The 21,517-nt window shown below is 43.8% G+C and carries 20 protein-coding genes; 15 read left to right on the top strand and 5 right to left on the bottom strand.

What is annotated here, in order from left to right:
- Window positions 1-41 precede the first annotated feature (41 nt).
- Window positions 42-644 (top strand): DUF2971 domain-containing protein, encoded by a 603-nt coding sequence (locus ONE56_RS06040; RefSeq protein ID WP_423840411.1) that lies wholly within the window; start codon window positions 42-44, stop codon window positions 642-644.
- 376 nt (window positions 645-1,020) lie between these two features.
- On the opposite strand, the gene ONE56_RS06045 is transcribed toward ONE56_RS06040, so the two are convergent.
- The 3 genes from ONE56_RS06045 to ONE56_RS06055 all read right to left on the bottom strand — a co-directional run bounded on the left by ONE56_RS06045 (window position 1,021) and on the right by ONE56_RS06055 (window position 4,459).
- Window positions 1,021-2,019, bottom strand: a complete 999-nt coding sequence (locus tag ONE56_RS06045) for a glycoside hydrolase family 53 protein (RefSeq protein WP_423840412.1) — start codon at window positions 2,017-2,019, stop codon at window positions 1,021-1,023.
- A 250-nt stretch (window positions 2,020-2,269) separates the two neighbouring features.
- Window positions 2,270-3,277, bottom strand: a complete 1,008-nt coding sequence (locus tag ONE56_RS06050; protein ID WP_423840413.1) for a LacI family DNA-binding transcriptional regulator — start codon at window positions 3,275-3,277, stop codon at window positions 2,270-2,272.
- Window positions 3,278-3,355: 78 nt separating this feature from the next.
- The gene (locus tag ONE56_RS06055; protein ID WP_423840414.1) at window positions 3,356-4,459 is read right to left on the bottom strand and encodes an ABC transporter ATP-binding protein; all 1,104 of its coding nucleotides are present in this window, start codon (window positions 4,457-4,459) and stop codon (window positions 3,356-3,358) included.
- A gap of 216 nt (window positions 4,460-4,675) precedes the next feature.
- Between ONE56_RS06055 and ONE56_RS06060 the strand changes: the two genes are divergently transcribed.
- The 9 genes from ONE56_RS06060 (at window position 4,676) to ONE56_RS06100 (ending at window position 14,486) form a co-directional block, all read left to right on the top strand.
- Entirely contained in the window at window positions 4,676-5,911 is a 1,236-nt protein-coding gene (locus ONE56_RS06060; protein ID WP_423840415.1) for an extracellular solute-binding protein, read from the top strand.
- Between the two features lie 101 nt (window positions 5,912-6,012).
- Window positions 6,013-7,317: an ABC transporter permease subunit gene (locus ONE56_RS06065; protein WP_423840416.1), complete on the top strand. Its 1,305-nt coding sequence runs from the start codon at window positions 6,013-6,015 to the stop codon at window positions 7,315-7,317.
- 4 nt (window positions 7,318-7,321) lie between these two features.
- Window positions 7,322-8,164: a sugar ABC transporter permease gene (locus ONE56_RS06070; RefSeq protein ID WP_041157081.1), complete on the top strand. Its 843-nt coding sequence runs from the start codon at window positions 7,322-7,324 to the stop codon at window positions 8,162-8,164.
- A gap of 16 nt (window positions 8,165-8,180) precedes the next feature.
- Window positions 8,181-9,413, top strand: coding sequence for a glycoside hydrolase family 53 protein (locus tag ONE56_RS06075; RefSeq protein ID WP_041157080.1), 1,233 nt, complete (start codon window positions 8,181-8,183; stop codon window positions 9,411-9,413).
- Window positions 9,413-11,479 carry a beta-galactosidase gene (locus ONE56_RS06080; protein WP_423840417.1) on the top strand — a complete coding sequence of 689 codons (2,067 nt, stop codon included), beginning with the start codon at window positions 9,413-9,415 and terminating at the stop codon, window positions 11,477-11,479. The genes ONE56_RS06075 and ONE56_RS06080 overlap by 1 nt, the downstream gene beginning before the upstream one ends.
- Window positions 11,480-11,627: 148 nt before the next feature.
- Window positions 11,628-12,890, top strand: coding sequence for a maltoporin (locus tag ONE56_RS06085; RefSeq protein ID WP_423840418.1), 1,263 nt, complete (start codon window positions 11,628-11,630; stop codon window positions 12,888-12,890).
- A 383-nt stretch (window positions 12,891-13,273) separates the two neighbouring features.
- Window positions 13,274-13,801 (top strand): GNAT family N-acetyltransferase, encoded by a 528-nt coding sequence (locus tag ONE56_RS06090; RefSeq protein ID WP_423840419.1) that lies wholly within the window; start codon window positions 13,274-13,276, stop codon window positions 13,799-13,801.
- Between the two features lie 31 nt (window positions 13,802-13,832).
- On the top strand, window positions 13,833-14,252 hold the full coding sequence (locus tag ONE56_RS06095) for a GFA family protein (protein WP_423840420.1): 420 nt from the start codon (window positions 13,833-13,835) through the stop codon (window positions 14,250-14,252).
- A 39-nt stretch (window positions 14,253-14,291) separates the two neighbouring features.
- The gene (locus ONE56_RS06100; protein WP_423840421.1) at window positions 14,292-14,486 is read left to right on the top strand and encodes a DUF6404 family protein; all 195 of its coding nucleotides are present in this window, start codon (window positions 14,292-14,294) and stop codon (window positions 14,484-14,486) included.
- Between the two features lie 108 nt (window positions 14,487-14,594).
- Here the strand turns inward: ONE56_RS06100 and ONE56_RS06105 are convergent, their stop codons facing one another.
- Together ONE56_RS06105 and ONE56_RS06110 are read right to left on the bottom strand one after the other, a co-directional pair.
- A complete protein-coding gene (locus ONE56_RS06105; RefSeq protein ID WP_041157075.1) occupies window positions 14,595-15,968 on the bottom strand; it encodes an L-cystine transporter in 1,374 nt (457 codons plus the stop codon).
- A 185-nt stretch (window positions 15,969-16,153) separates the two neighbouring features.
- A complete protein-coding gene (locus ONE56_RS06110) occupies window positions 16,154-16,849 on the bottom strand; it encodes an NAD(P)H-binding protein (protein ID WP_041157074.1) in 696 nt (231 codons plus the stop codon).
- A 163-nt stretch (window positions 16,850-17,012) separates the two neighbouring features.
- Between ONE56_RS06110 and cobT the strand changes: the two genes are divergently transcribed.
- From cobT to ONE56_RS06135, 5 genes are all read left to right on the top strand, one after another.
- On the top strand, window positions 17,013-18,077 hold the full coding sequence (gene cobT / locus ONE56_RS06115) for a nicotinate-nucleotide--dimethylbenzimidazole phosphoribosyltransferase (protein WP_423840494.1): 1,065 nt from the start codon (window positions 17,013-17,015) through the stop codon (window positions 18,075-18,077).
- The gene (locus tag ONE56_RS06120) at window positions 18,077-18,883 is read left to right on the top strand and encodes an adenosylcobinamide-GDP ribazoletransferase (RefSeq protein WP_423840422.1); all 807 of its coding nucleotides are present in this window, start codon (window positions 18,077-18,079) and stop codon (window positions 18,881-18,883) included. The genes cobT and ONE56_RS06120 overlap by 1 nt, the downstream gene beginning before the upstream one ends.
- Before the next feature lie 47 nt (window positions 18,884-18,930).
- Window positions 18,931-19,464: a bifunctional adenosylcobinamide kinase/adenosylcobinamide-phosphate guanylyltransferase gene (gene cobU, locus ONE56_RS06125; RefSeq protein ID WP_423840423.1), complete on the top strand. Its 534-nt coding sequence runs from the start codon at window positions 18,931-18,933 to the stop codon at window positions 19,462-19,464.
- A 12-nt stretch (window positions 19,465-19,476) separates the two neighbouring features.
- Window positions 19,477-20,088: an alpha-ribazole phosphatase gene (gene cobC, locus ONE56_RS06130; RefSeq protein WP_331439057.1), complete on the top strand. Its 612-nt coding sequence runs from the start codon at window positions 19,477-19,479 to the stop codon at window positions 20,086-20,088.
- Between the two features lie 300 nt (window positions 20,089-20,388).
- Entirely contained in the window at window positions 20,389-21,417 is a 1,029-nt protein-coding gene (locus ONE56_RS06135; RefSeq protein WP_331439056.1) for a succinylglutamate desuccinylase, read from the top strand.
- Window positions 21,418-21,517: the final 100 nt, after the last annotated feature.

Consider the following 21,517-nt stretch of genomic DNA (forward strand, 5'->3'; position numbering starts at 1 on the left):
CTTTCTCCTAGAACCAACTCTTTAGTGTATATGATAAAAATGTGAAAGAACGTGGGTTCGATAGAGATACTTTATACAGTGAACTTTCTTCACATGAGATAAGTTTACCTTCTTTAGAAGATCGCCTCCGTGAGCACACTGAATGTTATAAGAATGGTGACTTGCGCATAATTTGTTTATCTGAAGATGATGAGGTTATGTGGGCTCACTACGGTGACAATCATACGGGGTGTATGTTTGAATTTCGTCATATAGAAGAGCTGAATACACCCTTCCAAATGGCGAAAAAGGTAACTTATACAGATAGTACTCCTCATTTAGGTTCTGCTTTGGATTTCCTATTATACGATGAGAACAGAGAGTTAATGGCTAATACTGCCCATGCTATTTATTTCACTAAAACCGCAAAGTGGGAATATGAAAAAGAGTGGCGTGTCATGACTCGACGTCCCGGAGAAGGTAAGAGGTATAGTGACTTTGAGTTTTACAAAGATGAGCTAGTGTCGGTAACTTTCTCAGCTAGAATTTCTAACGAAGAGCGTACCAATCTAGTTAACTTGATCATGACGCATTATCCAAAATGTAAAATGTATAAGGTTCAATCTGTTAGAGGTAACATTGAACGTGTTGAGTTTGATGGCTAACAAGAGACTAGAGCTAAATTTTTGGCGCTAATTGCGTCCCACATTATATTTAAGAGTGGCTTCAAACGCTTAGAACCTTTTTTCGAATTTGGGTTATGTGTCTATGGCACATTAGGCTAAGTATGGATCGCTGCGCCAGTATGTTGAAATAACTGAATGTAGTAAGCCTTCTAAACCCCTGCCTTAAACCCACCTTCATGCTTGACTCATTCCATCACCGCAGCGCGAATCCAACGCAGCGGTGATTTGCTAATTGGCTCTGGGAAGTTGCGGCTCTTGCGCCATGCAATGATGGTGGTTCGCTTCTTATTGAAGAAATCCAATACCTCTTGATGGCACATGATCTTGTTGGACGATTCTGGGTAACGTTTTTGAGTTATTCAAGAAAAGCATCAAGAGCTTGAGTAGGCTGGCGCGTATTCGGATCCCATGCACCCAAGGTATAACCTTGCCAACTATATGCCTGTGGCTCCCAATAGAAAATCCCAATGCCTTTATTTTGATTAACACGACGTACTTTTTGGATCATATCGGCAACGATAGTCTTTGCTTGAGGTTCATCCCAAGGCACGCCAATTTCTGTGATCATGACTTCAGTACCGTAGCGATCGACCAAATCATTGAGATTAGAGAGGCATTGATTGTTTGCTTCTTGCCAAGTAAGGCCTGTTGCATTCTTGGGATAAGATGATGCGCCAATAACATCCCACCAAGCACTATTGGATTGTAAGCCATCAAGAATCCACCTGAAATTAGCGTTGTCGTGACAGTTTGCTAAGTGGACAATGACCTTAGCATCGGGGAATACTTCTTTGGCTGCGTTGCGTCCGCTATTAAACAACCACGCATAGTTACGCATGTTGCTTGAAGCCATTCCTTCATTCCATAGCATTCCGTTGTTAGTTTCATTACCGACTTGAATCCATTTTGGTGTTATACCGGCAGCTTTTAAGGAGTTGAGAGAGTCTCTAGTGTAAGACCATACTTGTCCCATTAAATCTTCGAAGCTCAGTTGTTGCCATGCTGCAGGTTTCCACTGGTTGCCTGGATCGGCCCAAGTGTCGCTGTAGTGGAAGTCAATCATCACGTCCATATTTGCGTCTTTGGCCCACTGCGCTTTGACAATTACATCATCCAGCGAGCTGTAATATCCATCACTGGGATTCACCCAAATACGAAGACGTACTGCGTTCATACCATGGTCTCGCAATATTGAAAGGACATCTTGTCGATATCCCCAATCGTTGTAGAACTCGTAGCCATTGTCTTCCATCTGAGTTATCCAACTAATATCTGCGCCTTTAACAAACGCGTTAGAATGGGTCGAGGCTACTAATGAGCCGAAGATTGTTAGTATTTTTAGGGTATTGTTCATCGTGTCACCGTTTTTATATATTCACGTTTTTGGTTTTTTAAGCGTAAAGAATATAGCAACGAATTTTAGTATTGAGGTGATGTATAAAAGTGTTGGTGATTATTTTAGTAAGGTGATTTACGTAGTTGTGATTATGGATAAATTATCTAAGTAAATTTACTTAGATAACTGTGACTATGATCTATGTGAAAATGTTTCAAATAAAATTCATCATCCTTGATGTATTGCAGAGTCATAATTTAGCTCGAAGCTAGTTAGTTTTAAAACTGTCTCGCCATATAAATTCATGACCAAATAAAACCGTTTTTTTGTATTTTCTGCCTTCCATTTTTTCAATGAACATATCAATTGCTACTTCTCCCATTTCAAACGGGAACAGTCGCATTGTAGTGAGGCTTGGGCTCATATGTCGGGCTGACGAGATATCATTGGTTCCGATAACTTGTATGTCCCCTGGAATGGTTAACCCAGCCTCATAAATGGCTCGATAAACACCAACGGCCACCATATCTGTCGCAGCGTAGACCACGTCAGGAAGCTCATCGAGTTGTAGCATTTCTTTCATTGCTTGATACCCCGACTCGATGCAATACTCTTTACTCACTTTACATAATGCATCGTGGTACAAGCCGTTTTCTTTGGTGACTTTACGAAAAGTATGTAAGCGCTCTTCGTTATTGCCAATAAAAGCAGGTCGTTTACAACGGCTTTTTAGTACATTTTGCATAACCTCATTGGACAGCGCCAACCGGTCAATTAAAACTGCATCGGTTTTGCTACCTAAAGGGTTTGAGTCAACAAATATAATATTGTGGTTAGCTTGATATAAGGTATCCACAACATGTTTGGAGAAATGTCCGACTGCAATGACGGCTGGAGCGTTTTCTATGAGATTTATATTATTATCGATCTGGTCTAAATGAAGTGTTCTTAAATCGACGTCTTTTTCTAAGCAACGATTTTGAATACCAGCACGAATAGAAGTGAAATACGGGTCGTCTATTTCCTGCGTGGGAGTTAAAAAGTTCAACATAACAACATCACGTATGCCATCTGGCTCGTTCGTTTTGGCTACTTCATGATGAACAAACTGTTTTTTACTGCGTTTAGGGGATTGATAACCAAGAGCCTCGACCGCCTCCAAAATCGCCCGCTTTTTGTCTTCACTTACAGACAAAGTAGGGTCTTCATTAAGAAAGCGAGAAATAGTTGAAGTAGAAATATTCGCTCTTTGTGCAATGTCTTTGAGTGTAGCCAAAAGATTACCCTATATTATATGTATTGGACGGCTCTATCATGCCAAAGAGCATTTTGAATGCTCTTTGGCGTTAAAACGTTAATGCGTTGATTGTACAGAATCAAATGTAATGACGTTTCCATCAGGTTCAAAAATGTGTAAATGGGAAGGTGATGTAAATAGCGAAATTGACTCACCAGGTTGGACTTGCGTGTCCCCATGATGAAGGTATTTGAAGTCATCCACGCCGCCACATTGCCCAAAGATGTACGTCATTCCGCCCAGTCTCTCAACCACTTCACATTGGAAGGCGAGTGTGATCATATCTGGATTTGTTGTGAGGTGCTCTGGTCTAATACCTAATGTTAGCTTTTTACCTATTTCAATCTGAGCTGTTTTTATCGGTAAGGTGATTGAGCCGCCCACATGTAACCTTACTGTCAAGCTGGTTTCATCCCACGCCTCAACGCTGCAAGGAAGAAAATTCATCTTAGGTGAGCCAATAAATCCGGCCACAAATCTGTTAATAGGATTATGGTACAGATCCATTGGTGAGCCAACTTGCTCCACTTTGCCATCACGAAGCACGACTATTTTGTCCGCTAATGTCATGGCTTCGACTTGGTCGTGCGTTACATAGACCATGGTTGACTTAAGCTCTTGGTGTAGCTTTGCAATATGCAGACGCATATCCACACGCAGTTCTGCATCAAGGTTTGATAGCGGCTCATCAAACAAAAATACTTCAGGATCTCGAACGATTGCGCGACCGATAGCAACGCGCTGACGTTGGCCGCCTGATAGTTGGGCTGGTTTACGATCGAGCAGGTGCTCTAACTGCAGTGCTTTACCGACCAACTTTACTTTTTTCTCTCGCTCTTCTTTTGGCACTTTGTTTACTTTTAATGAGTAACCCATGTTTTCCTCGACGGTCATATGCGGGTACAGAGCATAAGACTGAAATACCATCGCTACTCCTCGTTCTGATGGCGGAGTGTCGTTAACGACATTTCCTGAAATGGATATCGCCCCATCACTGATATCTTCCAGGCCAGCAATCATACGCAAGAGTGTTGATTTGCCACAGCCTGACGGACCAACAAACACCACAAACTCGCCTTCTTCTATCGACAAGTTTACGTTATGAATGGTTTGGGTATCGTCAAAACGTTTTACGACATTGGATAATTGGATCGAAGACATTTTAAATTCCTCTTAAATGATAATGAATAAAGTATGTGATCTAATTCGTCTTTTATTTAGTAAATTTTATTTTTACTTGTTTGTTTTATCACAATAACTAATAGGTATAGTGATTCAAGTCACATCAATGAATAGCCTGTATGGAAAAAATAACACAAAGGAGCATATTTGCACCATAAATTTTATTTTTTACCAAAAACAAAGGCGTGAAATTTTATGGATAATAATAAATTTAGTAAAAAACTATCTGCTATCGCAGTTACTGCTCTATTTTGTTCACCGATGGCGTTGGCGCAGCAGTCCTTATTAGTCTGGGAAGACATTCAAAAGTCTTTTGGTAATGAAGAAGCGGTAGCAGCGTTTGAAAAACAACACGATGTAAAAGTGAATGTGCTTGAAATGCCTTATGGTGGTCAGGTCGAATCTCTACGTATGGACGGCCCAGCGGGTACTGGACCTGACGTCGTCTTGATTCCACATGATCAGATTGGTGGTGCTGTTATCCAAGGTTTACTTGCTCCAATTCAGGTCGATAAAGCTGTTACCGATACATTTAGTCAATCTTCTATTAATGCATTGACTTACAATGGTGTGCTTTACGGTTTACCTAAATCTGTTGAAACGGTATTTATGGTTTATAACAAAGATCTTATTTCTGAATTGCCTGATACGATGGACGAAATATTTGAGCTTTCCAAGAAGTTTCGTGAGGATAAAAAATACGGCTTACTGGCAAAATGGGATGAGCTTTATTACACCTACGGAATTTTAAACGGTATGGGTGGTGATGTTTTTGCTAAAAACGACGACGGCTCATACAACCCAAATAAAATATTACTGAATACTCCAGGAGCTGTAGAAGGAGCAAAATTCATTCAGAAGTTCTATGAGTCAAAAGTATTTCCTACGGGCATTATTGGTAATAACGGGCTTAATGCTATCGATTCACTATTCACATCGGGCAAAGCCGCGATTGTTCAAACCGGTCCTTGGGCACTCCAGCCGTACAAAGAAGCGGGCATCAACTATGGTGTAGCACCACTTCCGAAATTACCATCTGGTGAGCAAATGGGTTCATTTATGGGGGTTAAGAGTTACAGCATCTCCACTTTCTCGAAGAATAAACCATTAGCGCAAGAGTTTATTACGTTCGTTAATAATTATGACAACGCCAAGCGCCGCTTTGAGCTAACTGGAGAGGTTCCAGCAGTGAAAAAATTGATCGACGATCCTGTTATCAAGAATGACCCGGGTGCAAGTGCTGTAGCAATGCAATCCATTCACGCTACGTCTATGCCTTCTATTCCTGAAATGAATGAAGTGTGGGGTCCTGCGAACAGCGCGCTTCAGTTGATCGCAACGAATAAACAAGATCCGAAAAGTGCACTCGACTCCGCGGTAGACAGCATCAATATGCAAATCGAAGCTAACCACGCAATGATGGGTCAATAATTCAAAGATATTGTTCTGGCGACAGTAGTTGTCGGCCCTAAATACCTTTCTGGTCTGGGGCTGACAGACGCCAGAAGTTTTCCGAAATGGAGTTGTAAGTGATGTCTGACATGAGTGAACATTTTGAGCATAACCCTGGGTTATATCGATCCCAACGGTTTATTGCCTCTTTACTTGCGTTAATTCCCGGCTTTGGCCAGTTTTATAATCGACAGTTTGTAAAAGGCATGATGTTCTTCATCTTGCTAACAAGTTTTTATGCAGTAACTCGTGATTTTATTGCCCACGGTATGTGGGGCCTTGTAACACTTGGAGAAAACCTACCAGAGGACAACTCAGTTTTCCTACTCGCAGAAGGTATTATTGCTTCGTTAGTTGTGGTATTTGGTTTAGCGGTTTATGTACTCAGCATTAATGACGCATACAAAAACGGTCAACGACTTGATGAAGGCCGCCCACTGAACTCACTGCGTGTACAGTATCGCAATGTTATAAATGCTGGCTTCCCGTACCTGATGATTAGTCCGGGTTTTATCCTTTTAGTCTTTGTTGTTGTGTTTCCGATCATCTTCGGTTTTGCGATTGGTTTTACCAACTACAACCTATACAACTCACCACCTGCGAAGCTGGTTGACTGGGTTGGATTGAAGAACTTCTTCAACATTTTCCAAATTAACTTGTGGCGTAACACCTTTATCGATGTGTTGCAGTGGACGGTCGTTTGGACATTAGTTGCATCAACATTGCAATGTACAGTCGGGGTTCTGCTGGCGATTCTGGTGAACCAAAAAGACCTTAAATTTAAGCCTCTGATCCGTACTATCTTTATTCTTCCTTGGGCGGTACCTGGCTTTGTTACCATCCTTATTTTTACCGGGATGTTTAATGACAGCTTTGGTGTCATCAACAACGTGATCCTCGACTTCTTTGGTATTGAGCCTAAAGCTTGGCTTACAGACCCGTTCTGGACGAAAGTCGCGCTCATCATGATCCAAACCTGGTTAGGGTTTCCGTTTGTATTCGCCATGACAACGGGGGTTCTACAGGCGATCCCTAATGATCTTTATGAAGCTGCGACGATGGACGGTGCAAGCAAATTCCAGCAGTTAAGAACCATTACTTTACCACTGGTACTGTACTCAATTGCTCCAATTTTGATTACTCAATATACGTTTAACTTCAACAACTTCAATATTATTTATCTGTTTAACAATGGTGGTCCTGCTGTTATTGGTAGCAACGCGGGCGGCACCGATATCTTGGTGTCATGGATTTACAAACTGACGATGTCCTCATCGCAATACGGTATTGCATCTGCAATCACTTTATTATTGTCGATTTTCGTTGTGGGCATTGCGCTTTGGCAATTCCGGATGACTAAGTCGTTCAAAGAAGAAGCGAGATAACAATATGAGTATTAAACGTAGTAATCGCATCCGATTGACATTGAGTTACGGCCTGATTTTGTTGGTATCAGTAATCATTATTTACCCGTTAGTGTGGACGGTTGGTGCGTCGTTCTATCCGGGTAACAGTATTATGGGTGAGTCCATTTTCCCGGATAAACCGACTTTGAGTCACTATGCAACTTTGTTTGCTAATGACAAAGTGGCTTACCTGACTTGGTTCTGGAATAGTTTGAAAATCAGCTTTTTGACCATGGTACTGACGTTGATCAGTGTGTCATGTACGTCATATGCGTTTTCACGCTTTCGTTTTAAAGGCAGGAAAAATGGTCTAATGCTGTTCCTTCTGTTGCAGATGATCCCTCAATTCTCTGCCCTGATTGCGATATTTGTCCTAGCGCAGATGTTGGGATTAATTAATAGCCATCTTGCATTAGTACTGGTTTATGTTGGCGGTATGATCCCGATGAACACGTATTTAATGAAAGGTTACTTAGACGCGATACCTAAAGATCTTGATGAGTCGGCAAAAATGGATGGCGCGAGTAATATTCGTATTTTTTTGGAAATTATACTACCAATTTCAAAACCAATTATTGCGGTAGTGGCATTGTTCTCTTTCACGGGGCCACTAGGCGACTTTATTCTCGCAACAACGATTTTAAGAACGCCTGAAAATTATACGTTGCCAATCGGGTTATATAATTTGGTCGTAGAAAAAATGGGGGCGAGTTATACCACATATGCAGCAGGTGCGGTGCTTATTTCAATACCTGTAGCGCTTCTTTATCTATCACTACAAAAATACTTTGTATCTGGCTTAACAGCAGGTAGTACCAAAGGCTAATACTAGAGAGAAAGATATGAACACAAAATTTAAGGTTGCACTTATTAGTGCGGCAGTGGCTTTGGCTGGCTGTCAATCTGTAAATTCTTCAAATAATAATAGCTCTGATATTAATTCTGATACGGATAATATTGTTATAACTGCTCCTAAGCTGAGAGCTGATTTTATTCGTGGTATGGATATTTCCATGTTGCCGGAAATAGAAAAATTAGGTGGAAAATATTACCAAGATGGTAATGAAGAAGACCTGATTAAAATATTAAAAGATAGTGGGGTTAATTCTATCCGCGCACGTTTGTGGGTAGACCCGATGTCAGCTACTGGTGAAGTATTTGGTGGTGGTAATAACACGTTAGAACGTTCCATTGAGCTTGGTAAACGCGCACAAGCAAACGGTATGTCATTCCTACTTGATATCCATTACAGCGATTTTTGGGCTGATCCTAAAAAGCAACAAAAGCCAAAAGAGTGGGAGCAACTTACGTTTGAGAATCTAACACAGAAAGTCTACGACTATACAGCAGAGGTGATGAAAGCGCACCAAGCTGCTGGTGTCGTACCAGACATGGTTCAAGTTGGTAACGAGCTGAATGGTGGCATGCTTTGGCCTGAAGGGAAAAGTTGGGGTCAAGATGGTAAGGAATTCGACCGTCTATCACTTCTTTTAAAAACCGGCATCCAAGCGGTGCATGACAATGACAGTGGTAAAGACATTCAAATCATGTTGCACCTCGCTGAAGCAGGTGACAACGGTCTATTCCGTTGGTGGTTTGATGAAATCACCCAACGTGGTGTCGATTTTGATGTGATTGGTATGTCTTACTACCCGTGGTGGCACGGTTCAATCGATAAAGTAAAAGCCAATATGAATGACGTCATCAGTCGCTACAACAAGCCGGTTGTCTTAGTCGAAACGTCTTTCCCGTTTACCACTGAAAATGGTGATGCGTTAGGTAATAGCTACTCCGAGGCAGGACCGATTGAGGGATACAGTGTTTCAATTGAAGGTCAGGCGCAATACCTGGCTGACATCATGACGCTGCTGAATGAACTGCCCAACGAACAAGGCCTGGGGATTTATTACTGGGAGCCTGCATGGTTACCAATCAATGGGGCAACCTGGTCAACGGGCGCTGGCATGGACTATAGCGGGGACAAATGGGACATGGGCAACTCATGGGAGAACCAAGCGCTATTTGATTTTGAAGGTAACGCACTACCGTCTTTGAAAGTATTTAAAGGTCAATAATGAACAATAAAAAACACATCATTCCCAAGATAAAAGGCTTGCTCCATGGAGCAGATTACAACCCTGAGCAATGGTTAGACAGACCAGATATTTTAGCGAAAGATATTGAACTGATGAAGCAGACGAATTGCAACGTTATGTCTGTCGGTATCTTCAGTTGGTCTGCTCTTGAACCTGTAGAAGGTGAGTTTCAGTTTGAATGGCTGGATAACGTACTGGATAACTTGGCAGAAAATGGGATTTCTGTATTCCTGGCGACACCGAGTGGTGCGCGTCCTGCATGGTTGTCTGAACGATACCCTGACGTACTTCGAGTCAACAGCGCACGCGTTAAACAGCTGCATGGAGAGCGTCATAACCATTGTTACAACTCACCTAATTATCGTGAGAAAGTAAGCATCATGAACGCTAAATTGGCTGAACGTTACAGTCAACATCCTGCGGTGATAGGCTGGCACGTCTCAAACGAATATGGTGGCGATTGTCACTGTAATTACTGCCAAGAAGAGTTTCGTTTGTGGCTGAAAAACAAATACGGGTCTCTGCACAATCTTAATAAGCTGTGGTGGAGTGCTTTTTGGAGTCACACCTATACCAGTTGGGAACAGATTGAGTCGCCATCTCCCGTTGGTGAGAACTCAGTTCACGCACTTAAGTTGGACTGGAAACGGTTTTGTACCGATCGCGTCTCCAACTTCTGTGAACACGAGATTGCACCACTTAAAGCGATAAATCCTGAGTTGCCAACAACAGCAAACTTTATGGAGTATTTCTACGACTACAACTATTGGGAACTCGCGAAGTCAATTGATGTTGTTTCTTGGGACAGCTATCCACTTTGGCACCGCGACAGCGATGAGGTTGCGCTCGCTTGCTATACCGGGATGTACCATGATTTGATGCGTACACTGAAAAACCAGCCGTTTTTACTGATGGAATCAACCCCAAGCCAAACCAACTGGCAGCCAATCACTAAGCTCAAAAAAGACGGTGTTCATCTGCTTTCTTCATTGCAAGCAGTGGCTCATGGTTCAGATTCTGTTCAGTACTTCCAGTGGCGAAAAAGCCGCGGCTCTGTTGAGAAGTTCCATGGTGCGGTCATTGACCACGTTGGTCATGCAAATACTCGTACTGGCCGAGAAGTGACAGCCGTCGGTGAGTATCTTAAACAAATTAATGATGTGGCGGGAACGAGCACGCAGGCCGAAGTGGCGATCATTTTTGATTGGGAAAACCGTTGGGCAATGGACGATGCTTCAGGTCCTCGCAATGAAGGCATGCACTACGAGCAAACCGTATGTGACCATTATCGAGGGTTTTGGCAGCAAGGTATTAGCTGCGACATCATAGAGCAGCTATGTGATTTTACTCCCTACAAGGTCATTGTTGCGCCTATGCTGTACTTAATAAAACCTGGCGTAGCAGAGCGTCTGGAAGCGTTTGTGGAGCAGGGTGGGACGTTAGTCGCGACTTATTGGAGTGGCATCGTTGATCAGAATGATTTGTGCTTCTTGGGAGGTTTCCCTGGTGGAGAAGGCAGCCCATTGCGCCGCACATTAGGTATTTGGGCTGAAGAGATTGACTCACTCTATGACCATGAACGCGTATTGTTTGAAATGGAAACGCACTCTGGTTTTGGCTTCAGTGGTGAATTTAAGGCCAAGCACTTAATGGAACATATTCATTTAGAGACGGCAGAAGCTTTGGCTTATTACCGCGAGGATCTATTTGATGGTTGCCCTGTCATTACTAAGAACCAGCTTGGTAAAGGTTGTGCTTACTACATCGCTGCTCGTACAGAGACAGAGTTTAACGAATTGTTTTACATCTCTCTTGCTCATTTACATGGTATTCGCAAGCCAATTGAAAACGTGCCTTACGGAGTGTCAGTGACAACTCGTGAGGACGAACAGTCTCGCTATTTGTTCATTATGAACTTTTTGAATGAGCCGCGAGATTTGAAAGTTCCGCACGGGAATTGGGTAAATGCCAATTCAGGTGACGATATTGAGGAAAATATTACACTTCAACCCTATAAAGTTATCGTTCTCCAAAATAATAAATAACTCTCCCGCCTGATTATTTAGGCGGGCAATGAATAACAATATTTATAAATAAGATGAAATTCATCTTACGGGTAAGTATTGCCTAAACAAAGGATATGGCGATATTTACCCAGCCAATAACTCAAAAGTAATACAAAAGGAAATTAAAATGAAAAAAGCAACATTGACAGTCGCTATTTTAGGTTCTTTATTCGCCACTCAAGTTTCAGCAGTCGATTTCTACGGTTACGTACGTGCTGGTTTGGGAGCCAGTGCTGATGGAGGCGGTACCAAGGGAGGCGATGAGTTTAATAAAACGACATTGGGCCGTTTGGGCAATGAGTTTGACACTTATTCAGAAATTGGATTAGGCCAAGAATTATTCAATTCAGATGGTCGTTCAATGTACTTTGAAAGTATGTTTGAAATGTCATCGGACGGGAACCTAGAGTCTGAAAATAGTAAAGATGACAGCGCTAATTTTGGAATTAAACAGTTAAATGTTCAAGCTAAGGGTTATATTCCTGCTTCACCTGATGCCGTTATCTGGGCTGGTAAACGCTTTTATCAACGTCATGATATTCACATTATAGATACCAAGTACTGGAATATTTCTGGATACGGTGTGGGTATCGAAAATATAAAGTTAAATACCGGTGCGGTTTCAGCAGCGGTTATCCGAGCTGATAATGAGTTGGCCGAGTGGGATAATACTGGCAATAAAACGAGTTACGGAGATCTGAATACTTACTTCTTAGATCTACGTTACGCCGGGTTTAGCCCATGGGAAGGATCTTGGACTGAGTTCGGTGTTGACTATGCAATGGTTAACCCAACTGATGAGCAAGAAGACGCCGCTGAAAACTTCGATAACGGTCTAATGGTAACTGCTGAACTTAGCCAGAGTTTCGCGTTGGGGTATAACAAGTTTGTACTCCAATATATGGACAAAGGGCTTGCACAGAACGCTATCTCACAAGGTGGTGGATGGTATGACATCTGGAGTGGTGATGTCAGCGATGCAAAAGGGTTCCGTTTTATCAGTACTGGTGATTTGAACTTAGGCGAAAATGTCTTGATCAATCATGTTTTAACTTACGGCAACGTGAAAGATCATGGTGACTGGTTAGATAAGGAAAAGTTGTTCTCGTTTGTAGCTCGTCCAACTTACAACTGGTCGCCATACAACAAGACCATGTTAGAAGTAGGCTACTTTGACCAAGAAAAAACGTGGGATTCAGGCTCTGAAGACAAGTTTAGTGGTACAAAATTCACTATTGCACATGCTATCTCTGCGGGAGAGTCTTTCTTTGCACGTCCAGAAATTCGATTCTTCGCGACTTATTTGAAAGACAATGAGGGTGACTCTTTTGACAACAATAAGAGTAACGACACCATCAACTACGGTGTACAAGTTGAGGCTTGGTGGTAACCAATAAAAATTGCCATTTTTCTGCCATGGTAGCGGGAAGGTATTGCGCTAAAACCCGCCACTACCGTAAGTGCTACATTGCAATGATGACGGAGTAGCGTGGGAACTATAAAGCCGCTTCGTTGCAATGCAGGCGCTAATATTACAGAGAAGGAGAAGGTGGCGTAGCCAGAGCGTGACCTGCCAGTGTTTAACTCTTGATTATATGGGAGTTGGCAGGTTTGCTCTCACTAACTAACTAACTAACTAACTAACTCACTAACTAACTAACTCACTAACTTCACTGATTATGCTTTGAAGAAACCAACGAAGGGCGGCATGATAATGAAAAAAGCGACGTTAAATTGGTTAACAAGCGCGATAACCCTCAGTTGGAGAGTGATATGGAAACAGAAAGACTCAAATTAGTGCCTCCTTCAATGGAGCTCCAACCTTTGGTGCTGGAAGCGATACAAGAGAGCCAGGATGAGCTTGGTGTTTTTCTTCCTTGGGTGCCCTATGCTTTAACAGAAGCTGAATCCATCGAAAACACAAAGCAGGCGATCAAAAACTTTGAGAACTTCGAAGATGAATTACGTTATTCAATCATAGAGAAGAAAACGGGTTGTTTGCTTGGTGCGATAGGGTTAACTATCCGAGACAAAACTGTGCCGTTCTTTGAAATAGGGTACTGGCTACGCAGCGCCAGTGTCGGCTATGGTTTTGTTACGGAAGCGGTTAAAGCGGTTGAGACGTATGCATTTTCAGAACTTAAAGCGAATCGGATTGAAATTAAAGCGGTCGAACATAACGCAAAAAGCAGAGCGGTTGCGGAGCGTTGTGGTTACGTATTCGAAGGATTACTTCGCAATGATTGCAGGCTTCCGTCGGGTGAGCTAAGTAGCACCGCGGTGTATTCAAAAATAAGCTGATAACGCTTAGCTAAACAGTAAGGAGATTGACATGAATAATAAGCATAAAGGCTCGTGTCTTTGTGGTTCGGTGAAGTATGAGCTGTCTGGTGACTTCCAGTCTTTCTTCTTGTGTCACTGTTCTCGCTGCCGAAAGGACACTGGCACCGGTCATGCTGCGAATCTGTTTGCCAAAGACGGTTCGCTGACTTGGCTGCAGGGTGAAAGAGAGGTTAAAACCTATCAGCATCCAAACTCACTGCATGCAAAAAGCTTTTGTCAGAAGTGTGGGTCTGCACTCCCGACTGTGATTGAAAGTATAAAAAGCGTCATGGTCCCTGCGGGCAGTCTCGATAGTCCTGTCCCAATAATACCTACCGCCAAAATCTTTGTTGGAAGTGGGGTAAGTTGGGCTGCGAACTTAGATGATATACCGAGCTACGAGGCGCTACCCGATCAATCTAAAAGCTAAAGGAATATCAGGTGAGTTAAGTGATACCACGGCGTATTTATGGGGTTAGGATGGGGCGCTATGATGTGGATTATGTGGTGGCACAGCGAACCTGAACGTTGGTCAAACTACCTTGTTTCATCTGCCTTTTTTGGGATAGGGATGGGACTGATCACTGCGTTTAGGATATGCAGGGCTCGGAAACGGCTAGGAACTGATGATTGGGAAAGCTGGTGTGAACGTAACTATCAATGAACTGGTTGTGCGATTACCTAACAAACTGCACTCATCAACAAACAAAAAGCCGATGGAAAAACCATCGGCTTGATTTTATGCGTTGTTTCTTAGAGAGAAACGAGCAAACTAGGCATTTGCCTCTTCGGCGGTTCCTTGCTCTTGCTCAGATTTCAATACTCGGCTTGTAATAGTACCTGCCGTCATTGCACCTGAAACGTTCAGTGCAGTACGCGCCATGTCAATCAATGGTTCGATTGAGATAAGTAGGGCTGCGATGGTCACGGGTAAGCCCATTGCAGGGAGTACAATCAATGCGGCAAATGTTGCACCGCCACCAACGCCTGCAATACCAAATGAGCTGATGGTAATAATGCCGACCAATGACAGAATGAAGTTAATGTCTAACGGGTTGATGCCCATTGTTGGCGCAACCATCACGGCAAGCATCGCTGGGTAAATACCCGCACAACCATTTTGACCAATTGTGGCACCAAATGAAGCGGATAGGTTGGCGATAGCTGGTGGCACATTCAGTTTGGTGATCTGCGCTTCTACATTCAATGGAATGGTAGCGGCTGAACTGCGTGAAGTGAACGCAAAGGTCAACACTGGCCAAATTTTCTTAAAGTATTCTGCTGGGCTTACACCAACAAAAGAAACCAGAATGCCGTGTACAACGAACATCAGTGCAATGGCAACGTAGGACGCAACGATGAAGCCAAGTAGGTTAAGAATGTCAGAAGCACTCGATGTTGCGACTACTTTGGTCATCAACGCAGCGATACCGTAAGGCGTTAGCGCCATGATCATTTTAACTAGACGCATCACGATAGATTGTGCAGCTTCAACAAAAGTGCGAATTGGTGTTTCCAGTTCTGCTTTTTCTTGCATGACCTTACGTGCAGCAATACCGGTTAGAACGCCGAAGATTACGACCGCGATAATCGAGGTTGAACGAGAACCTGTCAGGTCTGCGAATGGGTTGGTTGGAATGAAGCTGACCAGCATCTGAGGAATCGTTAGGTCGCTCACTGCACCTACACGGCTTTCTAGCACGGCAATGCGAGCGGTTTCTCGCGCACCCTCGGTAAGCCCTTCTGCTGACAGACCAAAGGCGGAAGCTACGCCGATACCAATCAATGCGGCGATAGCGGTTGTGACAAGTAACACTGAAATTGTCAGACCAGAAATCTTACCCAGTGAGCCGCCTTTTTCCAGTTTTACAACCGCGGAAATCATCGACACCAAGACTAATGGCATGATCACCATTTTTAGCAGCCCAACATAGCCGTTACCGACGATGGCAACCCAAGACAACACGTCTGATATCACGCTGCCGTTTTCAGCATGAATGAGGTGAAGCGCTAAGCCAAACAAAGAGCCAGTAACAAGACCAATTAAAACGAGACGAGAAAGAGTGTGTTGTTTTTGTTGCTGGCGAAATAGAAAAAATAATATGCCAACAAATACAACAAGAGAGGCAACTACTGCGAAATTCATAACCTTACCTTATTATTCAGCGAAACATGCTGCAATTTACTAACGAAGCGGGGACGGTAAGATACCCCTCTGTCTTTCAGTTTAAAAATGAAAAACAGGAATGATATAGTTCTTAATGTTATATGATTCGCGATTATATTAACTGCTAAGGCAGGGTGTTTTAGAGAATGTCTCTATTTTGATACTTAATCATAGTGCCTTACTAAATCGAGCATGTCTTTTCGGGTTAGGTATGTCGTTTTATCTTCTTGATAGCTGAATACTTGATAAATCATGGCTTTAGCAACGTCGTCCGCAGCAATTGGCACGAAATTAGATAGTTTCCCAATCATCAAAGGGCGAAGGATTTTCAACAGGCTCTGAACCAGTTTTTCATCGCCTCGTGGTTGTTCTCTTTGACCGACTAGAGGACCAGGGCGGACGAAGACTAGCTCATCGAACCCCAGCTTTTCTATGTTGCTTTCCATCTGTCCTTTACAAGCAAGATAATGAGAGCGTGATTGGCTGTTTGCACCCAGGCTGGAAACCACCGCTAACCGTTTCACGCCAATCATCTTCATTTGACGGGCAACTTTCGTGACGAGCTCTACGTCCACTTTACGTAAGTTCTCTTTGCTGCCAGCTTGCTTTAATGTTGTGCCCAAACAGATAAACCCCACTTGTGGCGAAGGTTGCTCTTCATCCCAATCGTAAATCGAAAGGTCGGCGTCAATGAGTGGAATGATTTTTTTGTCTGGGTCGGCAATACCAGTGAGTGGGCGTCTAGAGAGAGCATATACAGCAGGGATACCGGGCTGAGTGAGTAAGTTGGTTAAAACCTGTTGGCCAATTAAGCCCGTGGCACCCGCAATGATGGCATAAGTATTGACGCTGCTGTTCATGAGTCTTCTCCGAAGTGAGAACGTACGTGATTATATTGTTATACGCAGGTTTTCATATCGGGTAAAGCGAGGCTGTCATGTTATAAAAAAATCACGTGAATTTGCGTAAGAGATACGTACACTGTTTCTCTCTTCCGTTGACGTTGAATAAAACGTAAACCGCATTTATAAGGAAAATGGACATATGGATCGCTCTTTTGCTGCTGATATCCAAGCGCGCATTGATAATAAAACCAAGCCATTGGGCTCGCTAGGGTTACTCGAGAAGGTAGCCTTGGAACTCGCGCTCATACAAAGCCAGGGTAAAACGCAAGCGTTGGAACACATCACCATTCGTCAACCAACGATGTTAGTGTTTGCTGGTGATCACGGAGTCGCAGAAGAGGGGATCAGTATTGCACCAAGCGCTGTTACTCAGCAGATGGTGGCCAACTTTTTAGCCGGTGGTGCGGCGATCAATTGTTTTTGTGATTTGAACCAAATCGAATTTAAAGTGATTGACTGTGGCATGCTGGAGCCGATTAATGTGCTGGTCCCAGAGTGTCAGTCACACCCCAATCTGGTCGAGCAACGCTTAGGCAATGGTACGGCCAATTTTTCTAAACAAAGTGCAATGTCCTTAGAGCAAGTGGCGCTGGGTCTGGATTACGGCGCAAAAATCGCAGAACAAAGTATTGCCGAAGGTTCGAATCTATTGATGTTTGGTGAGATGGGGATTGGCAATACCAGTTCTGCGTCGGCGTTGTTGACTGCACTTAGCCCGTTGGAAGTGGACCACTGTGTTGGGCTAGGAACGGGTATCAATAAAGAGCAACTGAACCGAAAGATCAAACTGGTTGCAAAAGGTGCTCACCGATGTCACGACCTGGATACCAAAGCGGTTTTAGCTCAAGTCGGTGGTTATGAGATTGTTCAAATGGTGGGGGCATTCCTAGAAGCTAAGCGGTTGAAAACACCAGTTCTAGTTGACGGCTTTATTGTCTCAGTCGCGGCGTACATTGCGACGTTACTTGATGAAGAAACGCGTGACTACATGTTGTTTGCCCACCGTTCTGAAGAGAGCGGGCATAAATTTGTACTCGAATACTTAAAAGCTGAGCCTTTGTTGGATCTTGGTCTGCGTCTGGGAGAAGGGACTGGTGCTGCACTTGCGTTACCACTGCTAAAAGCGGCAGCCCAGTTTTATAACAACATGGCGAGTTTTGAGAGCGCGGGAGTCACCGTCTAGTGTCAGTTCTGAAAACGCCAGAGGATAAAGTACGCGGCTCTTTACGTTATCAAGGTGAACTTTTTCTGTTGGCGGTGAGCTTTTTTAGTCGTTTACCTGTCCCGGCTAACTTACCTTACAGCGAAGAACGTATGAACCAGGCTGGACGCTATTTTGCGTTGGTTGGTGTTGTTTTAGGTGGATTATGTGCCTTGGCTTTTTGGCTGTTCAACACATTGCTTCCTGATGCAGTAGCGCTAGTTCTAACTATGGTCTTTAGTTTGCTGCTTACCGGTGCTTTTCATGAAGATGGACTGACCGACATGGCCGATGGCATTGGAGGAGGGATGACGCAAGAACGTCGCCTCACGATAATGAAAGATAGCCGTATCGGGACGTATGGCGCAGCAACCTTAATCATGGCGTTGTTGGCCAAGTATGTGTTTTGGAGTGAGTTGGTTTCATTACCGGAATTCGAATTGATTATCGTGGTGGCCTATACGGTAAGCCGAACGTTAGCCGCGACACTGATTTATGACATGCCTTATGTGAGTGACAGCGATACATCAAAGAGCAAGCCGCTTGCAAATAAACAGTCGTCGTTAGAAGTGGCGATTTTACTGTTCACTGGTGGTGTCGTCGCGCTTTTCCTCGGAGTGGCTCAGGCGGCGTTAATCACTGTGGTGCTTGCAGTATTTCGCTTTGGTTTTAAGCGTTGGCTCACTCAGCGAATTGGCGGTTTTACGGGTGACTGTCTCGGAGCGGCTCAGCAACTCGCAGAATTACTGGTATATCTTACGTTAATCGCGTGGTGCCTCGGTTCTTAATGTCATTGACCTCATAGAACGACTTATCTCATGGAACGACTAATCGCATGAAGCAACTAATATTAGGTGGAGCTCGCTCCGGAAAATCCCGACTTGCAGAGCAGTCCGCGCAAGCGCTGGCACATACTTCAGGGGCAACGCTGCATTACGTCGCTACGGCATTGCCATTTGATGACGAAATGCGCGAACGGATCGCGCATCATAAAAAGCAACGCGGAGCAGGGTGGCAAGAGCATGAATGTCCCCGGCGCTTGGCGGCGTTACTGTTAAGCTTAGGTCGTGATGATGTTGTGTTAGTCGATTGTCTCACGTTGTGGCTTAATAACTGGATATTTGAGTTGGGTGATGACTGCGCGAATGAAAAACTCGAGGTAGAAATCAATCGGTTGGTTGAGGCCGCCTCTCACTGTGAAGCATCGGTGATTTTTGTTTCCAACGAAGTTGGTATGGGTGTGGTTCCGCTTGGCGCGGTCAGTCGTTATTTTGTCGATAATGCGGGTCGAATGAATCAGAGACTCGCAGAGGTATGTGACCGTGTCACGTTTGTGGCTGCTGGGTTGCCTCTCGTCCTAAAAGAATAGGGTTAGGAAGATATGAAAACGCTGAATATCTATTTAGTACGACACGGAAAAGTGAACGCTGCACCCGGCATGCATGGTCAAACCGACTTAAAAGTCGATGACAAAGAGCAACAGCGAATTGCTCATGCATGGAAAGAATATGGGCTAGAGGTCGGGGCGATTATTTCGTCACCGCTTTCACGTTGTTACGACCTCGCGCAAATGATCGGTGAACAACAGTTGCTGCCTGTCGTGCAAGATCAAGATCTGCAGGAGATGGACTTTGGTGACTTTGATGGTGTGCCATTTGATATGCTGACGGAGCAGTGGAAGAAGCTCGACGCGTTTTGGCAAGCGCCTGCCAAGCACCCATTGCCAAATGCAGAGCGCTTAGATGCATTCTCTTTACGAGTAAATAACGCATGGTCTCGAATCGTTAACGACGCAAGCGACAACGTGTTAATCGTCACTCATGGCGGTGTCATTAGGATGATATTGGCTCACGTATTAGAACTCGATTGGCGAAACCCTAAGTGGTATTCGACGCTAACCATTGGCAACGGCTCAATGACGCACATAACGTTAACCGTGGACGACCAAATATACCCGTCAGTGCGAGCGATTGGTGTTTCCTTCGCTCAATAATTGTCTGCGTTTTCGCCGTTATTGCCGAATTAGAACACATACTGTGAATCGGTTGGCGAATCGAGACAAAAAGTTGATCAAATCATAATGATATCGATAGTGCCTGTGGTAAAGTTCATCGATTAACACTTTGTAATCGTTTAAATAACAGACAATTTAATGCTTGGTTTGAGATTACGGGGCTAAAAGGTATCAGATTTTCGGAGAAAATAATGGTTACTGCTCATATGTGGGATCGCAGCAACAAAAATTCTTTGTACAATTTATTAACATACCCGCCGTGCAATTAAGGAGTAACGCATGACGAAATCTCTCTTTCGCCAATCGTTTTTGACTGACACGTTAGACCTGCATATCGATGCGGCTCCTAAGGAGCAGGTGTTGTCTAATGGCGTCAAACTGAAACTTTGTCAGCGTGGTGTGCTAGAGGTTATCCCAGCGAAGTACACGCAGGATACCAAGAACATCATCATCTCGTGTGGCATTCATGGTGACGAAACCGCTCCGATGGAACTGGTTGATTCGATCATTAAAGATATTGAATCCGGTTTTGGCAGTGTTGAAGCGCGCTGTTTATTTATCATCGCTCATCCAGAGTCGACTTTAGCTCACACACGATTTCTAGAAGAAAATCTCAACCGTTTGTTTGATGAAAAAGACCACGTTCAAACGAAAGAGTTGGACATTGCTAAGGCATTAAAGCAGTTGGTAACCAATTTCTATCAAGACACCGACCCAACAACGCGTTGGCATCTCGATTTACATTGCGCTATCCGCGGTTCGAAACACTATACTTTTGCGGTCAGTCCGAAAACTCGCCATCCGGTCCGAAGTGCAGATTTGATGAGTTTTCTGGACAGCGCACACATTGAAGCGCTTCTGCTTTCAAACTCACCATCGAGCACATTTAGCTGGTACAGCGCGGAAAACTTTGGCGCTCAAGCCCTCACTATGGAGCTTGGCCGTGTGGCTAAGGTCGGGGAGAATGACTTAGACAGGCTGACTGCGTTTGATTTAGCACTGCGTAATTTGATCGCAGAATCACAGCCAGAGCATTTGCCAAAGCCTTGTATTAAGTATCGCGTTAGTCGAACGATTGTTCGCTTAAACGAAGATTTCGATTTTATGTTTGCTGACGATGTCGATAATTTTACGTCGTTTGTTCATGGTGAAGTGTTTGGTCATGATGGTGATAAACCATTGATGGCGAAGAACGACAACGAAGCGATTGTGTTCCCAAATAGACACGTTGCGATTGGCCAACGAGCAGCATTAATGGTGTGTGAAGTAAAAACCCGCTTTGAAGATGGTGAACTCGTCTACGATTAATAAGCAGTTTTAAGCGACTAGTCTGTTTTTATGGGCGATTTGCTGGTAACCGAATCGAAGTCATTTGCAATTTACCGGGGCTTAACTGTAAGGTTAGGCC

Origin of the sequence: Vibrio mytili, from assembly GCF_049563345.1 — a bacterium.
GTDB classification, from domain to species: domain Bacteria; phylum Pseudomonadota; class Gammaproteobacteria; order Enterobacterales; family Vibrionaceae; genus Vibrio; species Vibrio mytili.